Here is a 20,798-nt window from a genome sequence, read left to right on the forward strand (position 1 = left end):
TAGTTCGGTGAACTAGCTGAGAAGCTACACAATCTGTATTTGGGAGCGATCCAAATGACTAACAAAATTATCCAGCAGCTGGAGCAGGAACAGCTGAAGAGCGAAGTACCTCCCTTCGCACCGGGCGACACTGTAATCGTTCAGGTAAAAGTAAAAGAGGGCAACCGTGAGCGTCTGCAGGCGTTCGAAGGCGTGGTTATCGGTAAGCGCAACCGTGGTCTGAACTCCTCCTTCACCGTGCGTAAAATTTCCCACGGTGTTGGCGTTGAGCGTACTTTCCAGACTCACAGCCCGATGGTTGACAGCCTCAAGGTTAAGCGTCGCGGTGACGTGCGTCAGGCCAAGCTGTACTACCTCCGCAGCCTGACTGGTAAAGCTGCACGTATCAAAGAGAAGCTCAACTAAGCTCTCCTTGATCGCAGAAAAAGGCCGAAGCGTACGCTTCGGCCTTTTTTGTATGTGGGTTACGAGCAGCATATTTGGTGCCCCTCATTGGGTCTGCTTGCCTTAACTGACATAAATGGACACGGGCTTGCCCTGGCGCGGGGATACAGTCAATTTCGCTAAAGCGCTCACGTCTTGCGGTGTTTTGCGTAGTCCAAGGTGACTGGATATGTTAAAACGTGCCAATTAGGTTCGCAGCGGCAAAGAGCTGCCATACTGGCTGGAACTGAAGGCCGATGATTAAGTCGAAGCCCAATGAGAATTTAAGGAGCAATTGGTAATGACGCTTATCAAGAAGCCGCTGGCAATCGCTGGCGCGCTACTCAGTCTGGTGGGCTCTGCAGCGTTGGCAGAAGTCGATACCAACGTTGTAAAAACCATCAAGACACGCCTTGAGGCGAGTAATCCCAAAGCAACCTATGGAGAGGTGCGGGAGAGTCCAATTGAGGGGCTTTACGAAGTGGATGTCGATGATGGCAACACGACCCTGTTCGTCTCTGCTGATGGTAATCACTTTGTTTACGGCGATCTCTATCAGGTGAAGGCTGGCGGTGTTGCCAACCTTTCCGAGCAGCGTAGAGCGACGCGCCGCGCTGCGGTTATGGGCGCCCTTGATACAGAAGATATGATTGTCTTCTCCCCAAAAGGTGAAACCAAGGCAAGCGTTTATGTATTTACCGATGTGGACTGCGGTTACTGCCGCAAGCTGCACCAGGATGTGCCCGAGCTGAACAAGCGCGGTATCGAAGTGCGCTACCTGGCATTCCCGCGCGGTGGCCTGAATTCCCTGGGGTATCGCAAGCTGGCAACTGCATGGTGTGCGGAAGACAGCAACAAGACGTTGACTGCACTTAAGAACCGTGAAAATGTGCCTTTGGATGTCTGTAAGACAAACCCGGTGGCAGCTCAATACAAGCTGGGCAACGAGGCTATCGATGTGCGCGGTACGCCGACTATCGTGATGGAAGATGGTCGGGTTGTTCCCGGTTACTTACCACCGGATCGCCTGCTTAAAGAGCTGGGAATTTAAGCCCGGCTGATAGCTAAAAAACCGGCAGCCGAGAGGCCGCCGGTTTTTGTTTTCAAGCAGGGTTTTTAATTTCTACTTTTCTCGGCTGGGTCATATTCTCCGGCGCGAGGATATCGTTCAGTTCCTCCTCACTCAGTAACCCCTCATCAAGGATTAACTGCTTCACACTGGCACCGGTAATTAGTGCCTGCTTGGCGATGCGGGTGGCATTTTCATAGCCAATAAACGGGTTTACCGCAGTAATCAGGCCGATGCTGTTCTCAACCAGTTGCAGGCAGTGCTCTTCGTTGGCAGTGATGCCGCTCACACAACGATCCGCAAGCGTGGTCATGGCTTGGGTCATCAGGCGCATGGACTGTAGCAGGTTAAAGGCGATTACTGGCTCCATTACATTGAGCTGCAACTGGCCGGATTCAGCAGCCAGGGTAATCGTGAGGTCGTTGCCGATCACCTGGTAGGCAACCTGGTTAACCACTTCGGGAATAACCGGGTTGACCTTGCCGGGCATAATGGATGAGCCGGGTTGCATCGGCGGCAGGTTAATTTCATTGAGGCCAGCGCGAGGGCCGCTGGAAATCAGGCGTAAATCGCTGCAAATTTTCGAGATCTTAACGGCGATGCGTTTCATTACGCCGGAGAACATCACGAAGGCGCCCATGTCGGAAGTGGCTTCCACCAGGTTTTCTGCGCAGACAAAGTCGATGGCGGAAATCTCTGACAGCGCGTTAACAACCAGCTGGCGATATTCCGGGTCCGTATTAATGCCGGTTCCGATCGCGGTGCCCCCCATATTGATCTCTTTGAATAGAGCGACCAGCTCTTTAACTCTGTCGACATCTTCGCGCACAGTAGCGGCGAAAGCGGCAAACTCCTGGCCCAGGGTCATGGGTACGGCATCTTGCAGCTGGGTGCGCCCCATTTTAATTACTGAGGCAAACTCTTTGGCCTTCTTGTCGAACTCAACGCACAAGCTCTCCATGGACTGAACCAGATCGCTGTAGCTGAGTAGAATGGCCAGGTTTATCGAGGTTGGATAAACATCATTGGTAGATTGCGACAGGTTTACATGGTTGTTGGGGTGTACTTTTTTGTACTCGGCTTTGTTGTGACCGAGTAATTCCAGCGCGCGGTTGGCAATCACCTCGTTGGCATTCATATTGGTAGAAGTGCCGGCGCCGCCCTGAATCATATCTACCAAAAATTGATCGTGCAGTTTGCCATCGATAATCTCGTCACAAGCAGTGGCAATGGCACCTTGCAGTTTGGGCTCCAGGTAGCCGAGCTGTCCATTGGCGTTGGCTGCAGCTTTTTTTACCATCGCCAGTGCTTTTACCAGATTGGGGAAGTGATTCAGGGTAATTCCGGTAATCTGGAAATTTTCCAAAGCGCGCAAAGTTTGAATGCCAAAATAGACATCGGCCGGTACTTCGCGCTCACCCAATAAGTCTTTCTCCAAGCGGGTTTCTGCACCTGCACTAAAAACCGGCATTGGTTTGAGTGTGTGGAAATCGTTGGTCATCAGTTTCTCTTCTCTTCATCGTATGGGCCTGTGTGGGGTGGGGTAATATCTCCACCTCCCGCAAGCCTCGTGTTGGGGTAATTTAGTAATTAATTGGGAAGTATTTTTAGAGTGGTGTCGCAAAGAAACTCTGCGGCCCCTCTGTAGAGGTTGCGCGAATATTCTCGCGGATGTTTTTGTTTATCTCTTCGGACTCAGGACCAAAAACACCACATAATTTCAGTGCATTTTTTATGCTGATGTTGTGACCGAGAGATTCGAGAACTACTTTTGTGCAGACGGGCTCACGCCTGTCACTGGCGGATGCTCCCAGCTTTAATCCGGATAGATAGCTGACTCGGCTTTTATAAGTAGGGTATAAAATAGTTTGTGCGATTTCATTGTGAGTCAGTGATTCATAGCCAACCAGAAAAATACGATCGGCAAGAAAGAGCAGCATGCCTTTATAGCGGGATTTATACCACTCATCCCTGTCCGGGTAGCGCATTCGTTCGAAGCGCTGAAAATAATACCCATCACCATCTGACTCAATATGCAGCAGGCTGCGAATAATATGGTCGGAGAAGGTCATGGAGTAGTGGTACTCGAAATAGAAGCCTAAATATTTATCGGCCCGCCCCTGGGACTCCCGCATCAGAGTATCAATATCGCGATTGTAGGGCCTGGCGGGGAGGCTGTCGGAGACGGGCGCGTTGCGTACGCGAACAATTTGGCTGAATTGCTCGTGGGGCATCACGATTTCATGGGGCTCTACGCCAAAAAAATGACATATCTTTCCCAGGGTATACTGGGAGGGTTGAGTGTTACCGTTGAGATATTTATTGAACTGGGCACGGTTCACCCCAATTCGCCGGCACACCTCGGCTATGGATGGGTAGAAGCTGCACAGAAGGCGGAGGTTTTGCGAAAAATCGTTGCTCATCGGTATTTTGCTTCTGGATAGAGGTTATCCCTTCAATCCCTGTTAATCACTCGGTCCTTTTTTAAAGGCGAAGCCATATGGCTTCGCCAATAGTTTCAGTTTTTATCAGTTGGGGTGATTGCACTCACCGCACAACGGGCGCTGTAATAGGGTTTTAATTTCCATATCGGAATAGCCCATTGCCAACAGGTGGTTGAGTTTTACAAAACAGGCTTCGCTGGTCATATCCAGACCACCTATAACACCGGCATCAAGCAGTGCGGAGCCCGCAGCGTATTTACCCAGATCCACCTGGTGCTCCAAACACTGGGACACTGCTACACAAATAGTGCCGAGCTTTGAGGCCTTCTCAAGCTGCTCGGTAAATGCGCTGTCGTCAGTCGGTGCATTGCCGGTGCCGTATGTTTCAATAATCAGACCCTTGGGGCGGCTCTCTAAAATTTTTTCAATCAGTGAGGGAGATATACCGGGAAATAGTTTCAGTAAAATCACTCCGCCATTGGCATCGGCGGGAATCTGAAACTGCGGTTCACCGGTGGGCACCAGCAGGGCGTTGTGGTCGATATTGACCTGGATACCCACTTCCCCGAGGCAGGGGTAATTGGGGCTGCTAAAAGCATCCAGTGAGCCAGAGCTGACCTTTACTGCACGGTTGCCGCGTAGGAGTTTACCGTTGAAGTAGAGGCAGACCTCCCTGATATCGTCGGAGCCGCTTAATAATAGCGCCGCAATTAAGTTGTTATAGGCGTCGCTACGCATCTCCCGCAAGGGAATCTGGGAACCGGTGACGACCACGGGCTTTTCTATGCCTTGCAGGGCAAAGGACAGTGCTGAGGCGGTGTAGGCCATGGTGTCGGTGCCGTGCAACACCAAAAAGCCTGAGTACTGGCTATAGTTGTCGCGTATCAGGCTGGCAATGTGATACCAGTCCTTTGGTCGCATATTGGCGCTATCCAGCAGTGGGTCGAGTGCCTGGAAATCGTATTGTGGAAGCTGGCCGATAACATCTTGTAAGAGGCGGCCCAGAGCGCCTTCCAGGTCGGCGTCAGGCACATAGCCCGATTCGCTTCGGCGCATTCCCAGGGTTCCGCCTGTATAAAGGATTAGGGTTTTCTTCATTACTCGACCACTATCTGAGTCCGGATTCAGTACGCCCCTATTTTGTGCAAAGGCGCGGTGGATGCAATTTCGCAGGTTGCTGTTACCTGATGCTAGTAGATGCTCATATAGCATCTACTGAGGACGCTGTTGGTTTCAAGAGGTGATTTTGGGTGACAGAAGTTTCGACTTTACTCTAGCCGGAAGCGGTGCCTTTATGGCGCAATTATATTGACTTTTTTACGTTCCGCTCGGTAAGGTTGATGATCTTTTGTCAATTTTATTTGCATTTATTGCGCGGCTTCCTGTGGTGGCACTTTCTATGTAATCGGGGGTAGATCCCGGTCTGGTTCGCTGCCCCTATAGTTGCGCGGAGGAACATTGTGAGCGCAACAGTGGAAGAGACTGCGGAGGCGGAGGCTCAGGTGGTTGTAAAAAAGGCACCCCGTGCCGTGCGGATCGGTATCTGTGGCCTGGGTACTGTCGGCAGTGGAACGGTGAATGTATTGGCGCGCAATGGGCGGGAAATTGCAGCCCGTTGCGGTCGCGCCCTGGTCATTGAGCAAATAGGTGCGCGCCGCGATAACGCACACTGTGATACCAGCCAGATAAACGTTACCCGGGAAATTTTCGATGTCGCCAATAATCCCAACGTGGATATTTTGGTGGAGCTTATCGGTGGTACTACGGTAGCCAAGGAGCTGGTGCGCACAGCGATTGAAAATGGCAAGCATGTTGTCACCGCTAACAAGGCGTTGATTGCCGAACACGGCAACGAGCTGTTTGAGCTGGCCGCAAAGCACAATGTCACCATTGCCTATGAGGCGGCGGTAGCTGGCGGTATTCCTATTATTAAATCCCTGCGCGAAGGATTGGTGGGCAACCAGGTGCAGTGGCTCGCCGGAATTATTAATGGCACCGGCAATTACATCCTCACTGAGATGCGGGAAAAAGGGCGGAGCTTTGATGAAGCTCTGGCCCAAGCCCAAGCTTTAGGATATGCGGAAGCGGACCCCACTTTTGATGTGGAAGGTATCGATGCTGCTCACAAGCTGGTGATTATGGCTTCTCTGGCATTTGCTATGCCCCTTGCTTTTGACAAGGTGTACACCGAAGGCATCAGCCGGATCTGTAGTGAAGATATTCGCTACGCCGATGAGCTGGGATACCGTATCAAGCATCTGGGGATTGCGCGTCGCACTGACAAGGGCGTGGAGTTGCGGGTGCACCCGACTTTAATCCCCCAGCGCCGCCTGATCGCCAACGTAAACGGCGTTATGAATGCGGTGCTGGTCAGCGGCGATGCTGTGGGACCAACCCTGTATTATGGCGCTGGTGCGGGCGATGAAGCCACGGCATCGGCAGTGATCGCCGATCTTGTTGATGTGGCCCGCACTCTTGAGGCCAAGCCGGAGCACAGAGTGCCGGCAGCGGGTGTCGCCCTTGCGAACCAAGGGGGAACCCAGGTTCTGCCGGAAGAAGATGTTATTACCAGTTATTACCTGCGTATCGCCGCCCACGACAAGCCCGGTGTTATGTCTCAGGTGGCCACCATTTGCAGTGATCAAGGCATCAGCATCGAGGCTCTGATCCAGCACGAACCGGTTGAAGGTGAGGCACTTGTCCCGGTGGTGATTTTGACCAGCCGGGCCGATGAAGCCAGCCTCCGCCAAGCGGTTGCACAAATAGAGGCGTTGGAAACGGTCGAAGGTGAAGTCGTCAGGATTCGCGTAGAGAGCCTCGGATAAACTCCACAGGCGCCGAGTGACATAACCCCGGGCTCGGTGCCCCAATCAATAAACTCCCCAGCCAGCGATAAGAGCCAAGAAATACTGTGAAATTTGTCAGCACACGCGGCAGCGCGCCGTCTCTCTCCTTCGCCGATACCGTACTAACAGGCCTTGCCAGCGATGGAGGCCTCTATGTTCCCGAGACTTTGCCGAAGTTTTCTCACGAGGAAATTGCCTCTATGGCGGGGCTCGATTACGAGCAGCTGGCCTTTCGCATTATCCAGCCGTTTGTGGGGGGTGATCTCAGTGATGAAGAGCTGAGCGGTATTATCGGGCGTTCCTACAAGCACTTCCGCCACAAGGCTATTGCCCCGCTGGTGCAGACAGACACCAATGAGTGGGTGCTCGAGTTGTTTCATGGGCCCACCCTGGCATTTAAAGATTTTGCCTTGCAGTTCCTCGGTCAACTCTTTGATCACCTGCTGAAAAAGCGCGGTGAAAGAGTGGTGGTTATGGGGGCAACTTCTGGTGATACCGGTTCGGCCGCGATCGAAGGTTGCCGCCATTGCGACAATATCGATATTTTTATTCTGCACCCCCATAACCGTGTATCTGAAGTCCAGCGACGCCAGATGACCACAGTGCAGTCGGACAACGTATTTAATATCGCTCTCGAAGGTAATTTCGACGATTGCCAGAATATGGTGAAAGCGAGTTTTGCCGATCAATCATTCCTGCCCGATGGACGCCGCCTGGTAGCGGTTAATTCCATTAACTGGGCGCGGATTATGGCGCAGATCGTCTACTACTTTTATGCCGCCCTGCGCCTGGGGGCGCCGGATAAAACCGTTAATTTCTCCGTACCCACCGGTAATTTTGGCGATATTTTTGCCGGTTACCTGGCGAGGCAGATGGGATTGCCTATCGACCAATTGGTAATTGCGACCAATGCCAACGATATTCTGCATCGCTGCATCAGCGGCAATGACCACACTCCCAAACCACTGGTGCACAGCTTGTCTCCCAGTATGGATATTATGGTGTCGAGCAACTTTGAGCGATTGCTGTTTGATCTCTACGGTCGCGATGGTGCGACGGTTGCTGAATTGCTCGCGGATCGCAGCCAGCCCATGCATTTGAGTGAATCGGCCCTGGGCAAAGCGAGGGAAGTTTTCTCCTCCAGTCGGGTGGGTGACAAGCGTACGGTTGAAGTGATTGGCGAGACCTTCAGCTCCTGCGAATATCTACTCGATCCGCATACTGCTATCGGGGTTGAAGCCGCACGACAGGTACGTCACTCTACCGAACAGCCCATGGTTTGCTTATCTACCGCACACCCGGCAAAATTCCCCGATGCCGTGGCCCAGGCCCTGCCAGAAAAAGAGATTCCCCTGCCGAGTCATATGCAGGATCTCTGGCAGCGGGAGGAGCGCTTCAAGGTATTGCCCAATAACTTGTCCCAAGTACACGACTATATGGCGACGATGCTGTCAGAAAGCAGTTAATCGGCACACTGTCGTGCAATAAGCGGCAACCGATTAGCTATTAGTTTGCTGAGAAATACATTGAGTACAAAAATTCAGCGACGGCCAGTGGATTTGTCTACTGGCCGTTTTGCTTCTGAAACACCAAAAATATTGCAGCGTGTCCTGTTGGGGCGGGGGATTGTCAGCGAAGAAGCGCTGGATCACAGCCTCTCTCAATTACAGAGCCCGCAGAGTATGCGAGGGCTGGAGGCTGCCGTTTCCTTGCTGGTGGATGCTATCCACGGGCAAAAGAAAATCCTTATCGTGGGGGATTTCGATGCGGATGGAGCCACAAGTAGCACCTTGGGGGTGTTGGCCCTGGGTGCAATGGGCGCGCCGGGAGTGGAGTACCTGGTGCCGAATCGCTTTGACTTCGGCTACGGGCTGACTCCAGAAATTGTTGAGGTAGCCAAAGATTATCAGCCCGATCTGCTGATCACCGTAGATAACGGTATTAGCAGTATCGAGGGCGTGGCAGCGGCAAAAGCTGCTGGTATGAAAGTGATTGTGACGGATCACCACCTGCCCGGCAGTGAGCTGCCGCAGGCGGATGCCATCGCAAACCCGAACCAGCCGGACTGTGACTTTCCCAGCAAGAACCTCGCTGGGGTGGGGGTGATCTTTTATCTGCTCAGCCGTTTGCGCACGGCCCTACAGCAGAGTGGGTGGTTTGAGCAGAGCGGTATCGCCCCGCCCAATATGGCCGAATACCTGGATTTGGTCGCCTTGGGTACTGTGGCCGACCTGGTCCCGCTGGATCACAACAACCGGATTCTGGTTCACCAGGGTATCGCCCGTATCCGCGCCGGCCGCTGCCGGCCCGGTATTGCCGCCCTGATGGAGGTTGCCGGGCGCGACCAGCGCAGGCTCTCTACCACAGATATTGGTTTTATTTTGGGGCCGCGAATTAATGCGGCTGGTCGTCTCGACGATATCGGCACCGGTATCCGCTGCCTGCTCACCCGCGATCCCAGTGAAGCGCGGGAACTGGCCGGCGAGCTGGACGCCCTGAACCGGGATCGCAAAGCGATCGAGCAGGGGATGCAGCGGGAGGCAATGGCGGCCCTGGATGAGTTGCGCCTGGAGGGCGAAATTCCCTGGAGTTTGTGTCTGTACGATGCCAACTGGCATCAAGGTGTGGTGGGTATTTTGGCCAGCCGCATCAAAGAGAAATTCCACCGCCCGGTGATCGCATTTGCAGAGGGTGATAACGGCCTGGTTAAGGGCTCTGCGCGTTCGATTCCCGGGCTGCATATTCGCGATGCCCTGAGTGACGTAGCTGCCGCTCATCCGGACCTGATCAGCAAGTTCGGTGGCCACGCCATGGCGGCGGGGCTGAGCTTACCCCAGGAAAACCTGGAGGCTTTCCGCAAGGCTTTTGAGCAGGTGGTGCGCAACCGCCTGAATGAAAACCAGCTGCACGCGGTTATCGACTCTGACGGTGAGTTGGAATCTGGGGATTACACTTTGCACACGGCAGCCATGTTGCGCGCTTGTGCGCCCTGGGGACAGGCGTTTCCAGAGCCGGTATTCGACGGTGAATTCCTGTTGCTGCAACAGCGCATTGTCGGCGAGCGCCATTTAAAAATGGTGGTGGCGCCGCCCCAGGCGCCGCAACTGGCACTGGATGCTATTGCTTTTAATGTGGACACCGAGCAGTGGCCGCAGCCCACGGAAAGAGTGCGCTTGGCTTTTAAGCTCGATGTTAATGAATTTCGCGGGCGGGAATCCCTGCAATTAATGGTGAGCCTGTTAGAAGCGGTATAGGGCGCACTTTGTATTTGGCTGTTGGGAAAAACACAGAGTTTTTTGCAACAGCTCCCAAGTTGTTTGGAAGTAAAAAGTAGTGAAACGTAAACAAGTCCAGGCCGAAGTCCTACTGTTATTAGCCGCTCTCTTCTGGGGCGTTGCCTTTGTGCCACAAAAGATTGCCATGGCGGATATAGAGCCGCTGGCATTTAACGCATGGCGTTTTATTCTCGGCGGTTTAATCCTGATCCCCATCGTTTACTGGTTGTCCTCCCGTCGCGATGCCCAGCCCGGTGAAGCCGAAGGGCAATCGGTGAATCACACCTGGCGCGCCTGCCTGCCCGGTGGCGCACTGTTGGGTTTTTGGCTGTTTCTCGGCGCGGCACTGCAACAGGTGAGCCTGCTTTATACCACTGCCGGCCGCGCCGGATTTATTACCGGTTTTTATTTACTGTTGGTGCCGGTGATCGGTTTGTCCTTGGGGCATAAAACCAACCGCTGGACCTGGATGGGAATTGGTCTCGCTTTGTTTGGCCTCTATTGGCTGGCGGACTTCAGTGAAGAATCCCAGCTGGTGGGTGACTTAATGGTATTTGCCAGTGCCTTTGTTTTTGCCATCCAGGTATTGACGGCGGATCGATTGGTAAAACGCTACGACGCTTTGCGACTCGCCTGTATCCAGTTCCTGGTGTGTGGCCTTTTGTCCGCCGTAGCTTCGCTATTTACCGAAGAGGCGACACTGCAATCGGCGATCGATGCGGCTTGGCCCATTGCCTATATGATGATTTTCTCCACGGCACTGGCGTTTACTTTCCAGCTCTTGGCCCAACGCTACGCCGCGCCTTCTCACGCTACCGTAATTATGAGCCTGGAGGCGGTTTTTGCCCTGGCGGCGGGCTGGCTATTCCTCAATGAAATGCTCAATACCACGGAGTTAATTGGCTGTGGTTTGATGCTGGCGGGGATGCTGGTCAGTCATTACGGCAACCACAGCGGTACTCACCACTAGGAATATCAATGGAATTATCGACACTGGCACTCTTTGTTCCCGCAAGCTTCTTTGCCTCGGTCACACCGGGGCTCTGCATGATGCTATCGCTCAGTCTGGGAATTACCCTGGGCGTGCGTCAGACTCTATGGATGATGGTGGGAGAGTTGATCGGTGTTGCGTCGGTGGCGATTACTTCTGCACTCGGTGCTGCGGTATTGATGGTTCAGTATCCGACTTTATTTCAGCTGTTCAAATACTGCGGGGCCGTCTATTTGGCCTGGATAGGCGTGCAGATGTGGCGCTCCCGGGGGCAGCTGGCTCTGATGGATCAGGGTGATACGGTCGACGCTAGCCGACCATCGCGAAGAGCGCTGGCACTACAGGGTTTTGTTACAGCTGTGGCTAACCCCAAGGGCTGGGCGTTTTTTATTGCGTTATTACCGCCATTTATTAACGATACCAAACCTCTGATACCCCAGCTTTCAGTCTTGCTGGCGATATTGCTGCTTTTGGAGGCGTTGTGCCTGCTGATTTATGCCAGTGGCGGCCAGGCCCTGAGTCGATTGTTGGAGCGGTCTGAAAATGTGCGTTTGGTTAATCGGATTTCTGGTACTTTGATGCTATCGGTGGGAGCCTGGTTGGCGTTATCCTGACGCGGCTATTTATCGCTTTATGGAGGATGTTCTGTGTTGAAAAAACGGTTGTCATTCTTATGGGTATGGGCCCTGATTATCTCAGTGGCGGCTTGCGGCCAGTCGAGGGAGGAGAAAGCGATGGAGAACGAGGTTGAGAACACACCCGGCGCGGCGGAGCCCGAAGTCGCACCCACGCCTCCTGCAGCGACTATGAGGCCAGGGGAAATGGTGTGGATTTACCGCGGCAGTGGCAGCAAGCAGTGTGAAGGGGGTGGTATGACTCTTCAGCAGAGCCAGGCCAAGTTGAGTGACAATGGGGTGAAGGTGCAGGAGTCCCGCTGTGGAGTCCGCACCGACAGGATGTTCCCCGCCGTATGTGGCGCACCCACAGGAGATATCCTGATGCACTTGGTCGGTATGGGTGCCCTTGATGCCTCAATTGAGCTGGGATATAGCCCCGCGGAGAAAGTGCAGTATCAGTTTGCTGCCTGTCGGGACAACAGTGCCTGAGTTGAAACCTTAAGTGGGGTAATCGTGAACATTTCCCAGGCCGCAGAGAATTCGGGGCTCAGTGCAAGAGCCCTACGCCACTACGAAAATATTGGCCTGGTGGTGCCCGGCCGCTCTGCTAATGGCTATCGGGATTACTCCACTGCCGATGTTGAAACCCTCTGCTTCGTGCGCCGCGCGCGGGCCTGTGGCTTTACCACTGAGGAGGTCCGGGCGCTGCTGGGGTTGCGGGATAACCCGGAGCGCCACAGCCGCGAGACCAAAGACCTGGTCAATCACAAGCTCGGGCAGCTCGAAGAGCAGTTGCAGACCCTGCTGGGGATGCGCGCAACCTTGCGGGCCTTTGCCGATAGCTGCGCCGGCAATGAGTCCCCAGACTGCGCAATTCTGGAAAAGCTCTCGGGACAGACCGCCTAGTAGAGGATTTGCCGCCATATCAGCCCCTATCTGACTGGAAGGACCCCCGCGCGCTGCGGTAGAATGCGCGCCGCTTTTTATTTTGTCCGGACACCGAAAGTTCATGGAAATCAATCCCCTCATCAATCAATTGAAAGACCTCGAAGAGCGCACCGACGTTCTTAGGGGGTATCTTTGACTACGCCAGCAAGAAAGAACGCCTTACCGAAGTAGAGCTGGAGCTGGCCGAGCCGAGCGTTTGGGACGACCCCAGCCGCGCACAGGAACTGGGGCGCGAGCGCTCCTCCCTGGAAACGGTGGTCAACACCATCGAAAATCTCGACTCCGGCATCGCCGATTGCCGCGAGCTGTTGGAAATGGCAGTCGAGGAAAATGATGAGGACTCCGTAGGGGAGGTCTCCACTGAGATCGAAGGTCTCCAGCAGCAGCTGGGGATTCTGGAATTCCGCCGTATGTTCTCCGGCGAGAACGATGAGAACAACGCCTACCTGGATATCCAGGCCGGCTCCGGTGGTACCGAGGCCCAGGACTGGGCGGAAATGATCCTGCGTATGTACCTGCGCTGGGGTGAGGCCCACGGCTTCAAGACCACCCTGGAAGAGGTCTCCGCGGGGGAAGTGGCCGGTATCAAAAGTGCCACTGTGCATTTCGCCGGCGACCACGCGTTCGGATGGCTGCGCACAGAAACCGGTGTACACCGCCTGGTGCGCAAATCGCCGTTTGATTCCGGCAACCGCCGTCACACTTCTTTTAGCTCGGTATTTGTGTCACCGGAAATCGATGACAATATTGAGATTGAAATCGACAAGTCCCAGGTGCGTGAAGACACCTACCGCGCGTCCGGCGCAGGTGGTCAGCACGTGAACAAAACCGATTCTGCGGTGCGTTTGACCCACACAGAATCCGGTATCGTCGTGCAGTGCCAGAGCGAGCGTTCCCAGCACCAGAACCGCGATAAAGCCTGGAAAATGCTGCGCGCAAAAATGTACGAGCAGGAAATGCTCAAGCGCAACGCAGAGAAGCAGGCCATGGAAGACAGCAAGGCCGACATCGGTTGGGGCAGCCAGATCCGCTCTTACGTGTTGGACGACCAGCGTATCAAGGACCTGCGTACCAATGTCCAGACCAGCAGCTGCCAGGCAGTACTGGACGGAGACCTGGACCAATTTATCGAAGCCAGCCTAAAAGCCGGCCTCTGATTTAAAGTCTCCACTCTCACCGCGCCCCTCGTCGATGAGGGGCAATATCAATCACAAAACTGATAGATCACCATGACTGATATCCAGCAAGACGAAAACAAACTGATCGCCGAGCGCCGCACCAAGCTTTCCGCTCTGCGCGAGAAGGGCAATGCTTTCCCCAACAGTTTTCGCCGCGAGAACCTCGCTGCCGACCTGCAAGCTGAGTTCGGCGATAAACAAAAAGAGGAGCTGGAAGAACTGGGTAAACGGGCGTGCGTAGCAGGGCGAATCCTGGCTAAACGCGGACCCTTTATGGTGATCCAGGATGTGTCTGACCGCATCCAGCTCTACGCCGATAAAGCGGCACAGAAAGATATTAAAGAGCGCTTCGGTGCCTGGGATATCGGCGATATCGTCGGTGTAAAAGGCACACTGCACAAATCCGGCAAGGGCGACCTCTACGTCAACTGTGAAGAGTACAGCCTGCTGACCAAAGCGCTGCGCCCGCTGCCGGAAAAATTCCACGGCATCGCCGATCAGGAAATGCGTTATCGCCAGCGCTACGTGGACCTGATCGCCACGCCGGAAGCCCGCGAAGTGTTCCGCGTGCGCTCCAAAGTGATCGAGTACATCCGCGATTTCCTCAACGCCCAGCAGTTTATGGAAGTGGAAACGCCCATGCTGCAAGTTATTCCCGGCGGTGCCAGCGCGCGTCCGTTCGTTACCCACCACAATGCGCTGGATATCGATATGTACCTGCGTATTGCCCCGGAGCTGTACCTGAAGCGTCTGGTCGTGGGTGGTTTTGAGCGGGTTTACGAGATCAACCGCAACTTCCGCAACGAAGGTCTGTCCACGCGCCACAACCCCGAATTCACCATGCTTGAGTTTTACCAGGCGTACGCGGACTACAACGACCTGATGGATCTCACCGAGAAGATGCTGCGCGGTATCTGTGAAGATGTACTGGGCTCCACCACTGTGGAATACCAGGACAGCAGCTACGACTTCTCCAAGCCGTTCGCGCGTTTGTCTGTGTTCGACTCCATCCTGCACTACAACCCGGAACTCACGGCGGCCGATATCGACAATATCGAATCCGCCCGCGCGGTAGCTGAGAAGCTGGAAATCCCGCTGAAAGACAGCTGGGGCCTGGGTAAGGTACAGATCGAGATCTTCGAGAAAACTGTAGAGCACCGTCTCGACCAGCCGACCTTTATCACTGAGTATCCAACCGAAGTGTCTCCGTTGGCTCGCCGCAATGATGACAACCCGTTTGTTACCGACCGCTTTGAATTCTTCGTTGGCGGCCGCGAGATTGCCAATGGATTCTCCGAGTTGAACGACGCGGAAGATCAGGCTGAACGCTTCAAAGCCCAGGTTGCGGAGAAAGATGCCGGTGACGACGAAGCCATGCACTACGACGCCGACTATATCCGCGCGCTGGAATACGGCCTGCCGCCCACCGCTGGTGAGGGCATCGGTATCGACCGTCTGGTAATGCTGTTTACCAACTCTTCGTCGATTCGCGACGTACTGCTGTTCCCGCATATGCGCCCTGAAGCGAACGACTAATCGCTTCTCACTGCCGGGTAGTTTTACCTGCCCGGCAGTATTTCCTCCCCCTATGCCGCAGATTTCCTCACTCTGAAACTTCCCTCAGCTCTATCTATCCTTATTCATTGGTGCTCTATGGAGCCTCGAATGATTTGGAGCGGTTGCTGCTATGAAACAGGGACAGGCGAAAGAGAAAAGCGCAAGGCAAATATTGGCGCTAACGCTCTGTAGCTTTATCTCCTGTACCGCCGCTGCGCAAAGTTCGGAGCCTGCACCGGCTGCCAGCCTAACTTCCAAAGAGCCCGATGACTGGCGCTTCCTTGCTACTCCTTATCTTTTCCTCCCGCTTCGCACTAAAGGGACTTCCACTGTCGCTGACACCAGTGTCGATATTGATCTGGATTTAAGCAAAACCCTGGAGCTCCTCAACGCTGCATTTTCTGTGCGCCTGGAAGCCTGGAAAGGGCGCTTTGGGGTAGTGGCGGATCTCTACTATGTGCACCTCAGATTGGATAAGGGAGCAACCATAACCCCGCCGCGAAACCCACAACTGGATATCGATATAGATATTGATGTAGAAGTGGATGCTCGCCAGGGCTGGATAAATGCCCTGGCGGGTTACAGGGTTTTAGAAGGGAACCTGGCTAATAGTGGACGAAAGTACTTTGTTGATGTGGGAGCGGGTTTGCGCTGGAACCGATTAAAGCAGGAAGTGAAAGCACGAGCGGGAATTAATATAGGCCCCAGACCGGAATTCAGGAATCGCCTTGGAGGCAAACAGAGTTGGTGGGAACCTACGCTATCTGCGCGAGGTGCAATCGGAATTACTGAATGCCTAACCATTGCTGTACGCACGGAACTGGGAGGCTTTGGCGCTGGGGGTGATGACTTACAGTGGAATCTACTAGCCGGATTCGATTGGCGCGCCTGGAGAACCACCTCACTGCGTTTTGGGTATCAGTATTACAGTATTGATTACTCCGATCGACTTTCTGATGGGCGTTTTGCTTATGATATTACTCAGCATGGGCCGTATATTGCGGCGACTTGGCGGTGGTAGTTGAGCGAGTTCAGTTTTTGAAGAAACTAAGATCATTAGAGTCATAAGTTTAAAATCAAAGAGTTAGATATTTATTTGGTGCTTGTGATAGTGGCCATATAGAGCGCATTTTTTTATTTAGCTCTATGGTCCCACTTATGCTTGTCTCACTGGTTTCATAATAAAAAGTAAATGTGAGGAGCGAATTTACATTTTAAACCGTAGTAAAGATAATAGTGGTTTGGGCAGCTATTATATAAATGTTAGATTTGAAGAGCATATATGGAAATTCCATCTGTCCTAGATCTTAAGGATTACTCGGAACTAAATCATTTTGATAAAAAGCAACTCAAAGAGCTAATTGATGAATGTGAATTTATTATTGATGATCAGTATGATTAGCTTTCATCAGAGGACTATTCAAGTGTAGAGGGGCTTCTTGAGTACCTTCAGTATAAAGTCGGTGGAGAGGCTGCATCAAAAGCGATAAAGAAAAAGGCTGTCGAGGATGTTCACCAATGGGTGTATATTCATCCAAAAAATCTAACTCCAGAAGATGATAAAAGAGCTGTCGAAAGTGGGTTAATTGCAATTCGATTGGGGTGTGGATGGGTAGTTGATGCATATGAGGCTACTACAAATATACCAGGTCACGAAATTGAATGGGCAGCAATATCGTCCATGCCAAGCGTGATTTGTGAAGACTCGAAGGCATTTTCTCAGCTTAAATTAAATTTAGGTAGAGAGCTGACAGAGGAGGAGGTTATGAGAGTTGCAAGCCTTTCTGAAAGCTTGGTCAATAGTTATATGGCAAATGATGGAAAAATGAGGGAGTGGTGATCTAACAGAGTAGGCCATGATCCGCTGCTTCGTAGTTTTGATCTCCACTCCGGTTCGCAAGCGCTAACTAGTAAAAATATTCTCATGACATTAAATGATTTAACAGTAAATTTTTCTCATATTAACCAGGGAGACCTTCTATCCGATTGGGAATGGCTTATTGGTAAGGGTAAGTTACCTATAGTTATTACCGCTCTTGGCGATGCGTTTATTCAAAACGTAAAAACCAATGAAGTGGAGTTTTTGAGTACTACACTTTGCCAAGTCGAGTTCATCGCAAAAGATGGAGAAGAGTTTCTCTCAAAATTACAAGACTCTGAATTTGTTAGCGGTTTTATGGGGGCAAAATTTGTACGTAGCTTGATTGAATCAGGTAAGTCACTTTCTAAATATATGATTTACAGCATTAAGATACCTCTATTTCTTGGTGGTGAAATTGACATAGAAAATTTTGAGATAACTGATATCGAAGTCCACTTCTCAATATCAGGACAATTTCATAAAAAAGTTCAGGGTTTGCCAGAGGGCACTCCAATTGAAAGTGTTACCTTGGTCAAGCCAAAAAGGAAGTCTTGGTGGAAGTTTTAGGGCTAACAAGGTAGTACAATCGACTGCAAAGGTATCATCTAATTGAAATGGTATACGTAGATACAACGATGGATATATCTCAGTATTACGATGAAGCTAAGGAAATAGGAAAGCTAGTAGAGCCCCAGGCACCTTATGTTTTGGCTGTATTAGATTATACTCCTGAGGAGGATCATCCATCCTCGTGGGTACCCAAAGTTCAAAACGCTTTACTGAATTTCTATAAGGAATTTCCATCTTCAGATGAAGCAGAAAAAGCGCTTAACTTGTACATTCAGGGCGCCATAATGGAAGATAGAGCAGAGCATAACTTACTGGTTAAAATAGGAGCTTCCTGCTTGGTTTTAGGAGTGGCTATCGGATGGGTTATTTGGAGTTAACTTCCTATAACTGGCGCATGCTGTTTGCTGATGTTGCGGCTAGACAGTGTGCTCTATGCTCAAGTTTAAATGTCTAGGTAGAGAGTGGAAATAATTAAGTATCCTTTGACTAAAACTGTACTATTTACAATTTTATATACGATACTGAACATAGTTTCTATCAATGTTCAGTTTGTTCCTGGAATAATTACATGGGTTTTTTTGGGGAGTTGTTGGCCCATTGATAGCCATAGGGGCTGTATGGTTTTATCACTGCAAATCGATGGGTGGAGAAAAGTATTGGGTACAACTGTCCATCGGCACTACCCTGTATTATTTGGCGCTAGGTATAATATCGTTTAATTATATAGGCGGTTTATGGGCGTCGATGTAGCTTAATAGTTAATTAAGTAATGCAGCCATTAACATAGCATTATACATATTTTGTGAGGTTGCTGCGCTTATTGTTGTTAGTATTTACACAGTCCAGGCTGTGTCTGACTGCGATGTTAGTAGTGAACAAATTATCTAAGGTCTTCGAGAATATGGAAATTGATAAAAATGGTGCCCGAAAAAGAGCTGATGAAATTAAGCCCTATCGCTGTAAAAATCTGATAGCTGTTCTCGAGTGCCCAATGGATATGAAGAACATTGGAACAGTCATAAGAAACGTCAATGCGTTAGGCGTTGAAAAAACGTATATTGTTGATCCACGCAACCTATTGCCCAATGAATGGCAGGAAATGAGAGAAAGAAAGTCACTCTCAAAACCATCTGTCTCTGCGATCAAATGGAGCTTCGTAAAGCGTTTTGATAGTACCGAGGAATGCCTGGATCATTTGGCAAAAAATAGATTTATCTCGATTGTCACCTCTCCCCATGTAAAAGGAAAAGACAACTTTATATTGCATGAGGCTGATTACACTCAGCCAAAACTGGCTGTTTGGTTTGGTAACGAATCTAGAGGTATAAGTGATCTTGCAGTCGAAAATAGCGCTTTCTGCGTATCCATTCCAATGTTTGGAATGATTGAAAGCCTGAACCTCGGAACAACTTCTGGAATTGTATTATATGAAGTTACTAAGCAGCGCCGCGAGTACCAGGAAAAGTACAAGAGAGCAAACCGTAGCGACTAATAGAATGATGGAGTTGATGTCCTATTTTTGTGTTTTTTACACTGTGGCTGCATTCTTTTCCTCAAATGGATTAAGAAACTTTCCTTATTGAATAGGCACCTACCTTTCGGTCGCAATTACTCTTGGGTAACTCATAAAGCAAGCAAAAATTATTTCGTCCTTAAAAGCACCCCAAAACGATAAGGTCAAAGTTACTTTAATATGAGCAGAATAGAGTTTAAGGAACTAACCCAAGCGAATCGAGGTGAGCTGTTAGCTGTACTCAATGAGGATTCACTTAGGGAGCACTTAATTAAACATGAATATTTTGATGACCAAAGCCTTAATGGGTGGATCAAGTTTAAGTTAGAAGTAGACTCCCTGCCTGGGTGCCGTGTTCGACTAATTTACATCGGTGGAGTATTAGCTGGGTGGTGTGGTATTCAACCTGACGATAGCGGCTTTGAGATGGCTGTTGTCATATCTCAACAGTTTTGGGGTTTTGGACTCTCAGTATTCAAAATAATGATCGGTTGGGCTAAGGAGTTGGGGCATAAAGAAATAGTGTGTCATTTGCTTGACAGTAGGCCAGAATACAGAGCTTTGAAAAGAATATCCAAAACAGTACATAAAACCGAGCTGTTGGGTCGATGTTTTACGACATACTGTATCGAACTCGATAAATATGCATAGAATAAACTATAACTGGTCGGTGTATCGTTTCTTTCTTGTTATATGAAAAAAATAAACTATGGCTTGGATTTTGGTTTCAGATATTTTTGGTCGTACAAAAGCGTTAGAGCGATTTGCAGCTGATCTTCCTGGTAGTGTAGAGATAGTTGATCCGTATAATTCAGAATTGATGAATTTCGATTGTGAAGTTGAGGCGTATTCACACTTTACATCAAAGGTTGGACTCGATAAATACGTTGAAAAATTATCAGAGAGAATCAGCGCATCATTTGGTCATGTGAGTTTAGTAGGTTTTAGTATTGGTGCATCGGCCATATGGAGGTTATCTGATCATCAAGCTTTGAGTAATGTTTCAGGGGCAATTTTATTTTATAGTTCACAAATTCGCCATTACGTCAAAATTGATCCTATATTTCCTACGCGCTTGATATTCCCGGTGATGGAGTCTCATTTTTCTGTATTAGAGGTCATACAGACGTTGAAGCAGAAAGAGCAAGTGGAGGTTCATCATTCCACTTACCTTCATGGTTTTATGAATCCCCATTCCAGAAATTACAATGCGGAAGGCTATGTTAAATATAGACAGGTGGTGTGTGGTACAGCACTTAACAATTCTATCTGTACAGATTTCAACTTGATGCATTGATCTGGGTGGTTAGCGTGATAAAAATAATCTAGATTCTAGTAAGAGGTTTTTATCATCTTGTTCGTGCTTGTCAAAAAGAGTATGCTCCTTGTTGTTCATTTCTGAGTCTAGAGTTCGAGCGCATTGAGTTAATCGAGAGGTTTGAGCTAAATCATAAAAGCCTATGATACCCCTGGTTTATTCTCTACGGTCAAAAGGTATTTGCGTGA

21 protein-coding genes are annotated in these 20,798 nt (G+C 50.7%); 18 read left to right on the top strand and 3 right to left on the bottom strand.

From position 1 onward, the window contains the following. The first annotated feature begins 48 nt into the window (after positions 1 to 48). Positions 49 to 405 (top strand): 50S ribosomal protein L19, encoded by a 357-nt coding sequence (gene rplS / locus ACJJIN_RS01135; RefSeq protein WP_282934563.1) that lies wholly within the window; start codon positions 49 to 51, stop codon positions 403 to 405. A 319-nt stretch (positions 406 to 724) separates the two neighbouring features. Next, positions 725 to 1,474, top strand: a complete 750-nt coding sequence (locus ACJJIN_RS01140; protein WP_282933659.1) for a DsbC family protein — start codon at positions 725 to 727, stop codon at positions 1,472 to 1,474. Between the two features lie 52 nt (positions 1,475 to 1,526). On the opposite strand, the gene aspA is transcribed toward ACJJIN_RS01140, so the two are convergent. From aspA to ACJJIN_RS01155, 3 genes are all read right to left on the bottom strand, one after another. Then, positions 1,527 to 2,993: an aspartate ammonia-lyase gene (gene aspA, locus ACJJIN_RS01145; RefSeq protein WP_444896545.1), complete on the bottom strand. Its 1,467-nt coding sequence runs from the start codon at positions 2,991 to 2,993 to the stop codon at positions 1,527 to 1,529. 106 nt (positions 2,994 to 3,099) lie between these two features. Continuing rightward, complete coding sequence (locus ACJJIN_RS01150) at positions 3,100 to 3,915, bottom strand: helix-turn-helix domain-containing protein (RefSeq protein WP_444896546.1); 816 nt, start codon at positions 3,913 to 3,915, stop codon at positions 3,100 to 3,102. A gap of 105 nt (positions 3,916 to 4,020) precedes the next feature. After that, the gene (locus tag ACJJIN_RS01155) at positions 4,021 to 5,034 is read right to left on the bottom strand and encodes an asparaginase (RefSeq protein ID WP_444896547.1); all 1,014 of its coding nucleotides are present in this window, start codon (positions 5,032 to 5,034) and stop codon (positions 4,021 to 4,023) included. A gap of 404 nt (positions 5,035 to 5,438) precedes the next feature. On the opposite strand from ACJJIN_RS01155, the gene ACJJIN_RS01160 reads away from it, so the two are divergent. From ACJJIN_RS01160 to ACJJIN_RS01235, 16 genes are all read left to right on the top strand, one after another. Further along, positions 5,439 to 6,761, top strand: coding sequence for a homoserine dehydrogenase (locus ACJJIN_RS01160; protein ID WP_444898218.1), 1,323 nt, complete (start codon positions 5,439 to 5,441; stop codon positions 6,759 to 6,761). Between the two features lie 86 nt (positions 6,762 to 6,847). Beyond that, on the top strand, positions 6,848 to 8,248 hold the full coding sequence (gene thrC / locus ACJJIN_RS01165; RefSeq protein WP_444896548.1) for a threonine synthase: 1,401 nt from the start codon (positions 6,848 to 6,850) through the stop codon (positions 8,246 to 8,248). A gap of 60 nt (positions 8,249 to 8,308) precedes the next feature. Beyond that, a complete protein-coding gene (recJ, locus tag ACJJIN_RS01170) occupies positions 8,309 to 10,036 on the top strand; it encodes a single-stranded-DNA-specific exonuclease RecJ (protein ID WP_444896549.1) in 1,728 nt (575 codons plus the stop codon). Positions 10,037 to 10,115: 79 nt separating this feature from the next. Beyond that, the gene (locus ACJJIN_RS01175; RefSeq protein WP_444893194.1) at positions 10,116 to 11,027 is read left to right on the top strand and encodes a DMT family transporter; all 912 of its coding nucleotides are present in this window, start codon (positions 10,116 to 10,118) and stop codon (positions 11,025 to 11,027) included. Positions 11,028 to 11,035: 8 nt separating this feature from the next. Beyond that, positions 11,036 to 11,662, top strand: a complete 627-nt coding sequence (locus ACJJIN_RS01180; RefSeq protein ID WP_444896550.1) for a LysE family translocator — start codon at positions 11,036 to 11,038, stop codon at positions 11,660 to 11,662. Between the two features lie 33 nt (positions 11,663 to 11,695). Continuing rightward, positions 11,696 to 12,154, top strand: a complete 459-nt coding sequence (locus ACJJIN_RS01185) for a hypothetical protein (RefSeq protein ID WP_444896551.1) — start codon at positions 11,696 to 11,698, stop codon at positions 12,152 to 12,154. 24 nt (positions 12,155 to 12,178) lie between these two features. Further along, positions 12,179 to 12,571 carry a MerR family transcriptional regulator gene (locus ACJJIN_RS01190; protein WP_444896552.1) on the top strand — a complete coding sequence of 131 codons (393 nt, stop codon included), beginning with the start codon at positions 12,179 to 12,181 and terminating at the stop codon, positions 12,569 to 12,571. Between the two features lie 103 nt (positions 12,572 to 12,674). Continuing rightward, positions 12,675 to 13,770 (top strand): peptide chain release factor 2 gene (gene prfB / locus ACJJIN_RS01195; protein WP_444898219.1). Its coding sequence is split into 2 segments (ribosomal slippage): positions 12,675 to 12,746 and positions 12,748 to 13,770, totalling 1,095 coding nucleotides; the frame shifts between segments, so codons are not numbered across the junction. Positions 13,771 to 13,842: 72 nt separating this feature from the next. Then, positions 13,843 to 15,327 carry a lysine--tRNA ligase gene (gene lysS, locus ACJJIN_RS01200; RefSeq protein ID WP_444896553.1) on the top strand — a complete coding sequence of 495 codons (1,485 nt, stop codon included), beginning with the start codon at positions 13,843 to 13,845 and terminating at the stop codon, positions 15,325 to 15,327. 151 nt (positions 15,328 to 15,478) lie between these two features. Then, a complete protein-coding gene (locus ACJJIN_RS01205; protein WP_444896554.1) occupies positions 15,479 to 16,369 on the top strand; it encodes a hypothetical protein in 891 nt (296 codons plus the stop codon). 501 nt (positions 16,370 to 16,870) lie between these two features. Next, a complete protein-coding gene (locus ACJJIN_RS01210) occupies positions 16,871 to 17,188 on the top strand; it encodes a hypothetical protein (RefSeq protein ID WP_444896555.1) in 318 nt (105 codons plus the stop codon). An 84-nt stretch (positions 17,189 to 17,272) separates the two neighbouring features. Further along, positions 17,273 to 17,776, top strand: a complete 504-nt coding sequence (locus tag ACJJIN_RS01215; protein ID WP_444896556.1) for a T6SS immunity protein Tdi1 domain-containing protein — start codon at positions 17,273 to 17,275, stop codon at positions 17,774 to 17,776. Between the two features lie 68 nt (positions 17,777 to 17,844). Then, positions 17,845 to 18,156 (top strand): hypothetical protein, encoded by a 312-nt coding sequence (locus tag ACJJIN_RS01220; RefSeq protein ID WP_444896557.1) that lies wholly within the window; start codon positions 17,845 to 17,847, stop codon positions 18,154 to 18,156. A 524-nt stretch (positions 18,157 to 18,680) separates the two neighbouring features. Beyond that, positions 18,681 to 19,271: a TrmH family RNA methyltransferase gene (locus ACJJIN_RS01225; protein WP_444896558.1), complete on the top strand. Its 591-nt coding sequence runs from the start codon at positions 18,681 to 18,683 to the stop codon at positions 19,269 to 19,271. A 201-nt stretch (positions 19,272 to 19,472) separates the two neighbouring features. Continuing rightward, the gene (locus ACJJIN_RS01230) at positions 19,473 to 19,943 is read left to right on the top strand and encodes an N-acetyltransferase (protein ID WP_444896559.1); all 471 of its coding nucleotides are present in this window, start codon (positions 19,473 to 19,475) and stop codon (positions 19,941 to 19,943) included. A gap of 58 nt (positions 19,944 to 20,001) precedes the next feature. Further along, complete coding sequence (locus ACJJIN_RS01235; RefSeq protein WP_444896560.1) at positions 20,002 to 20,589, top strand: dienelactone hydrolase family protein; 588 nt, start codon at positions 20,002 to 20,004, stop codon at positions 20,587 to 20,589. Positions 20,590 to 20,798 lie beyond the last annotated feature (209 nt).

The organism is Microbulbifer maximicatervae (SeqCode) (assembly GCF_052467505.1).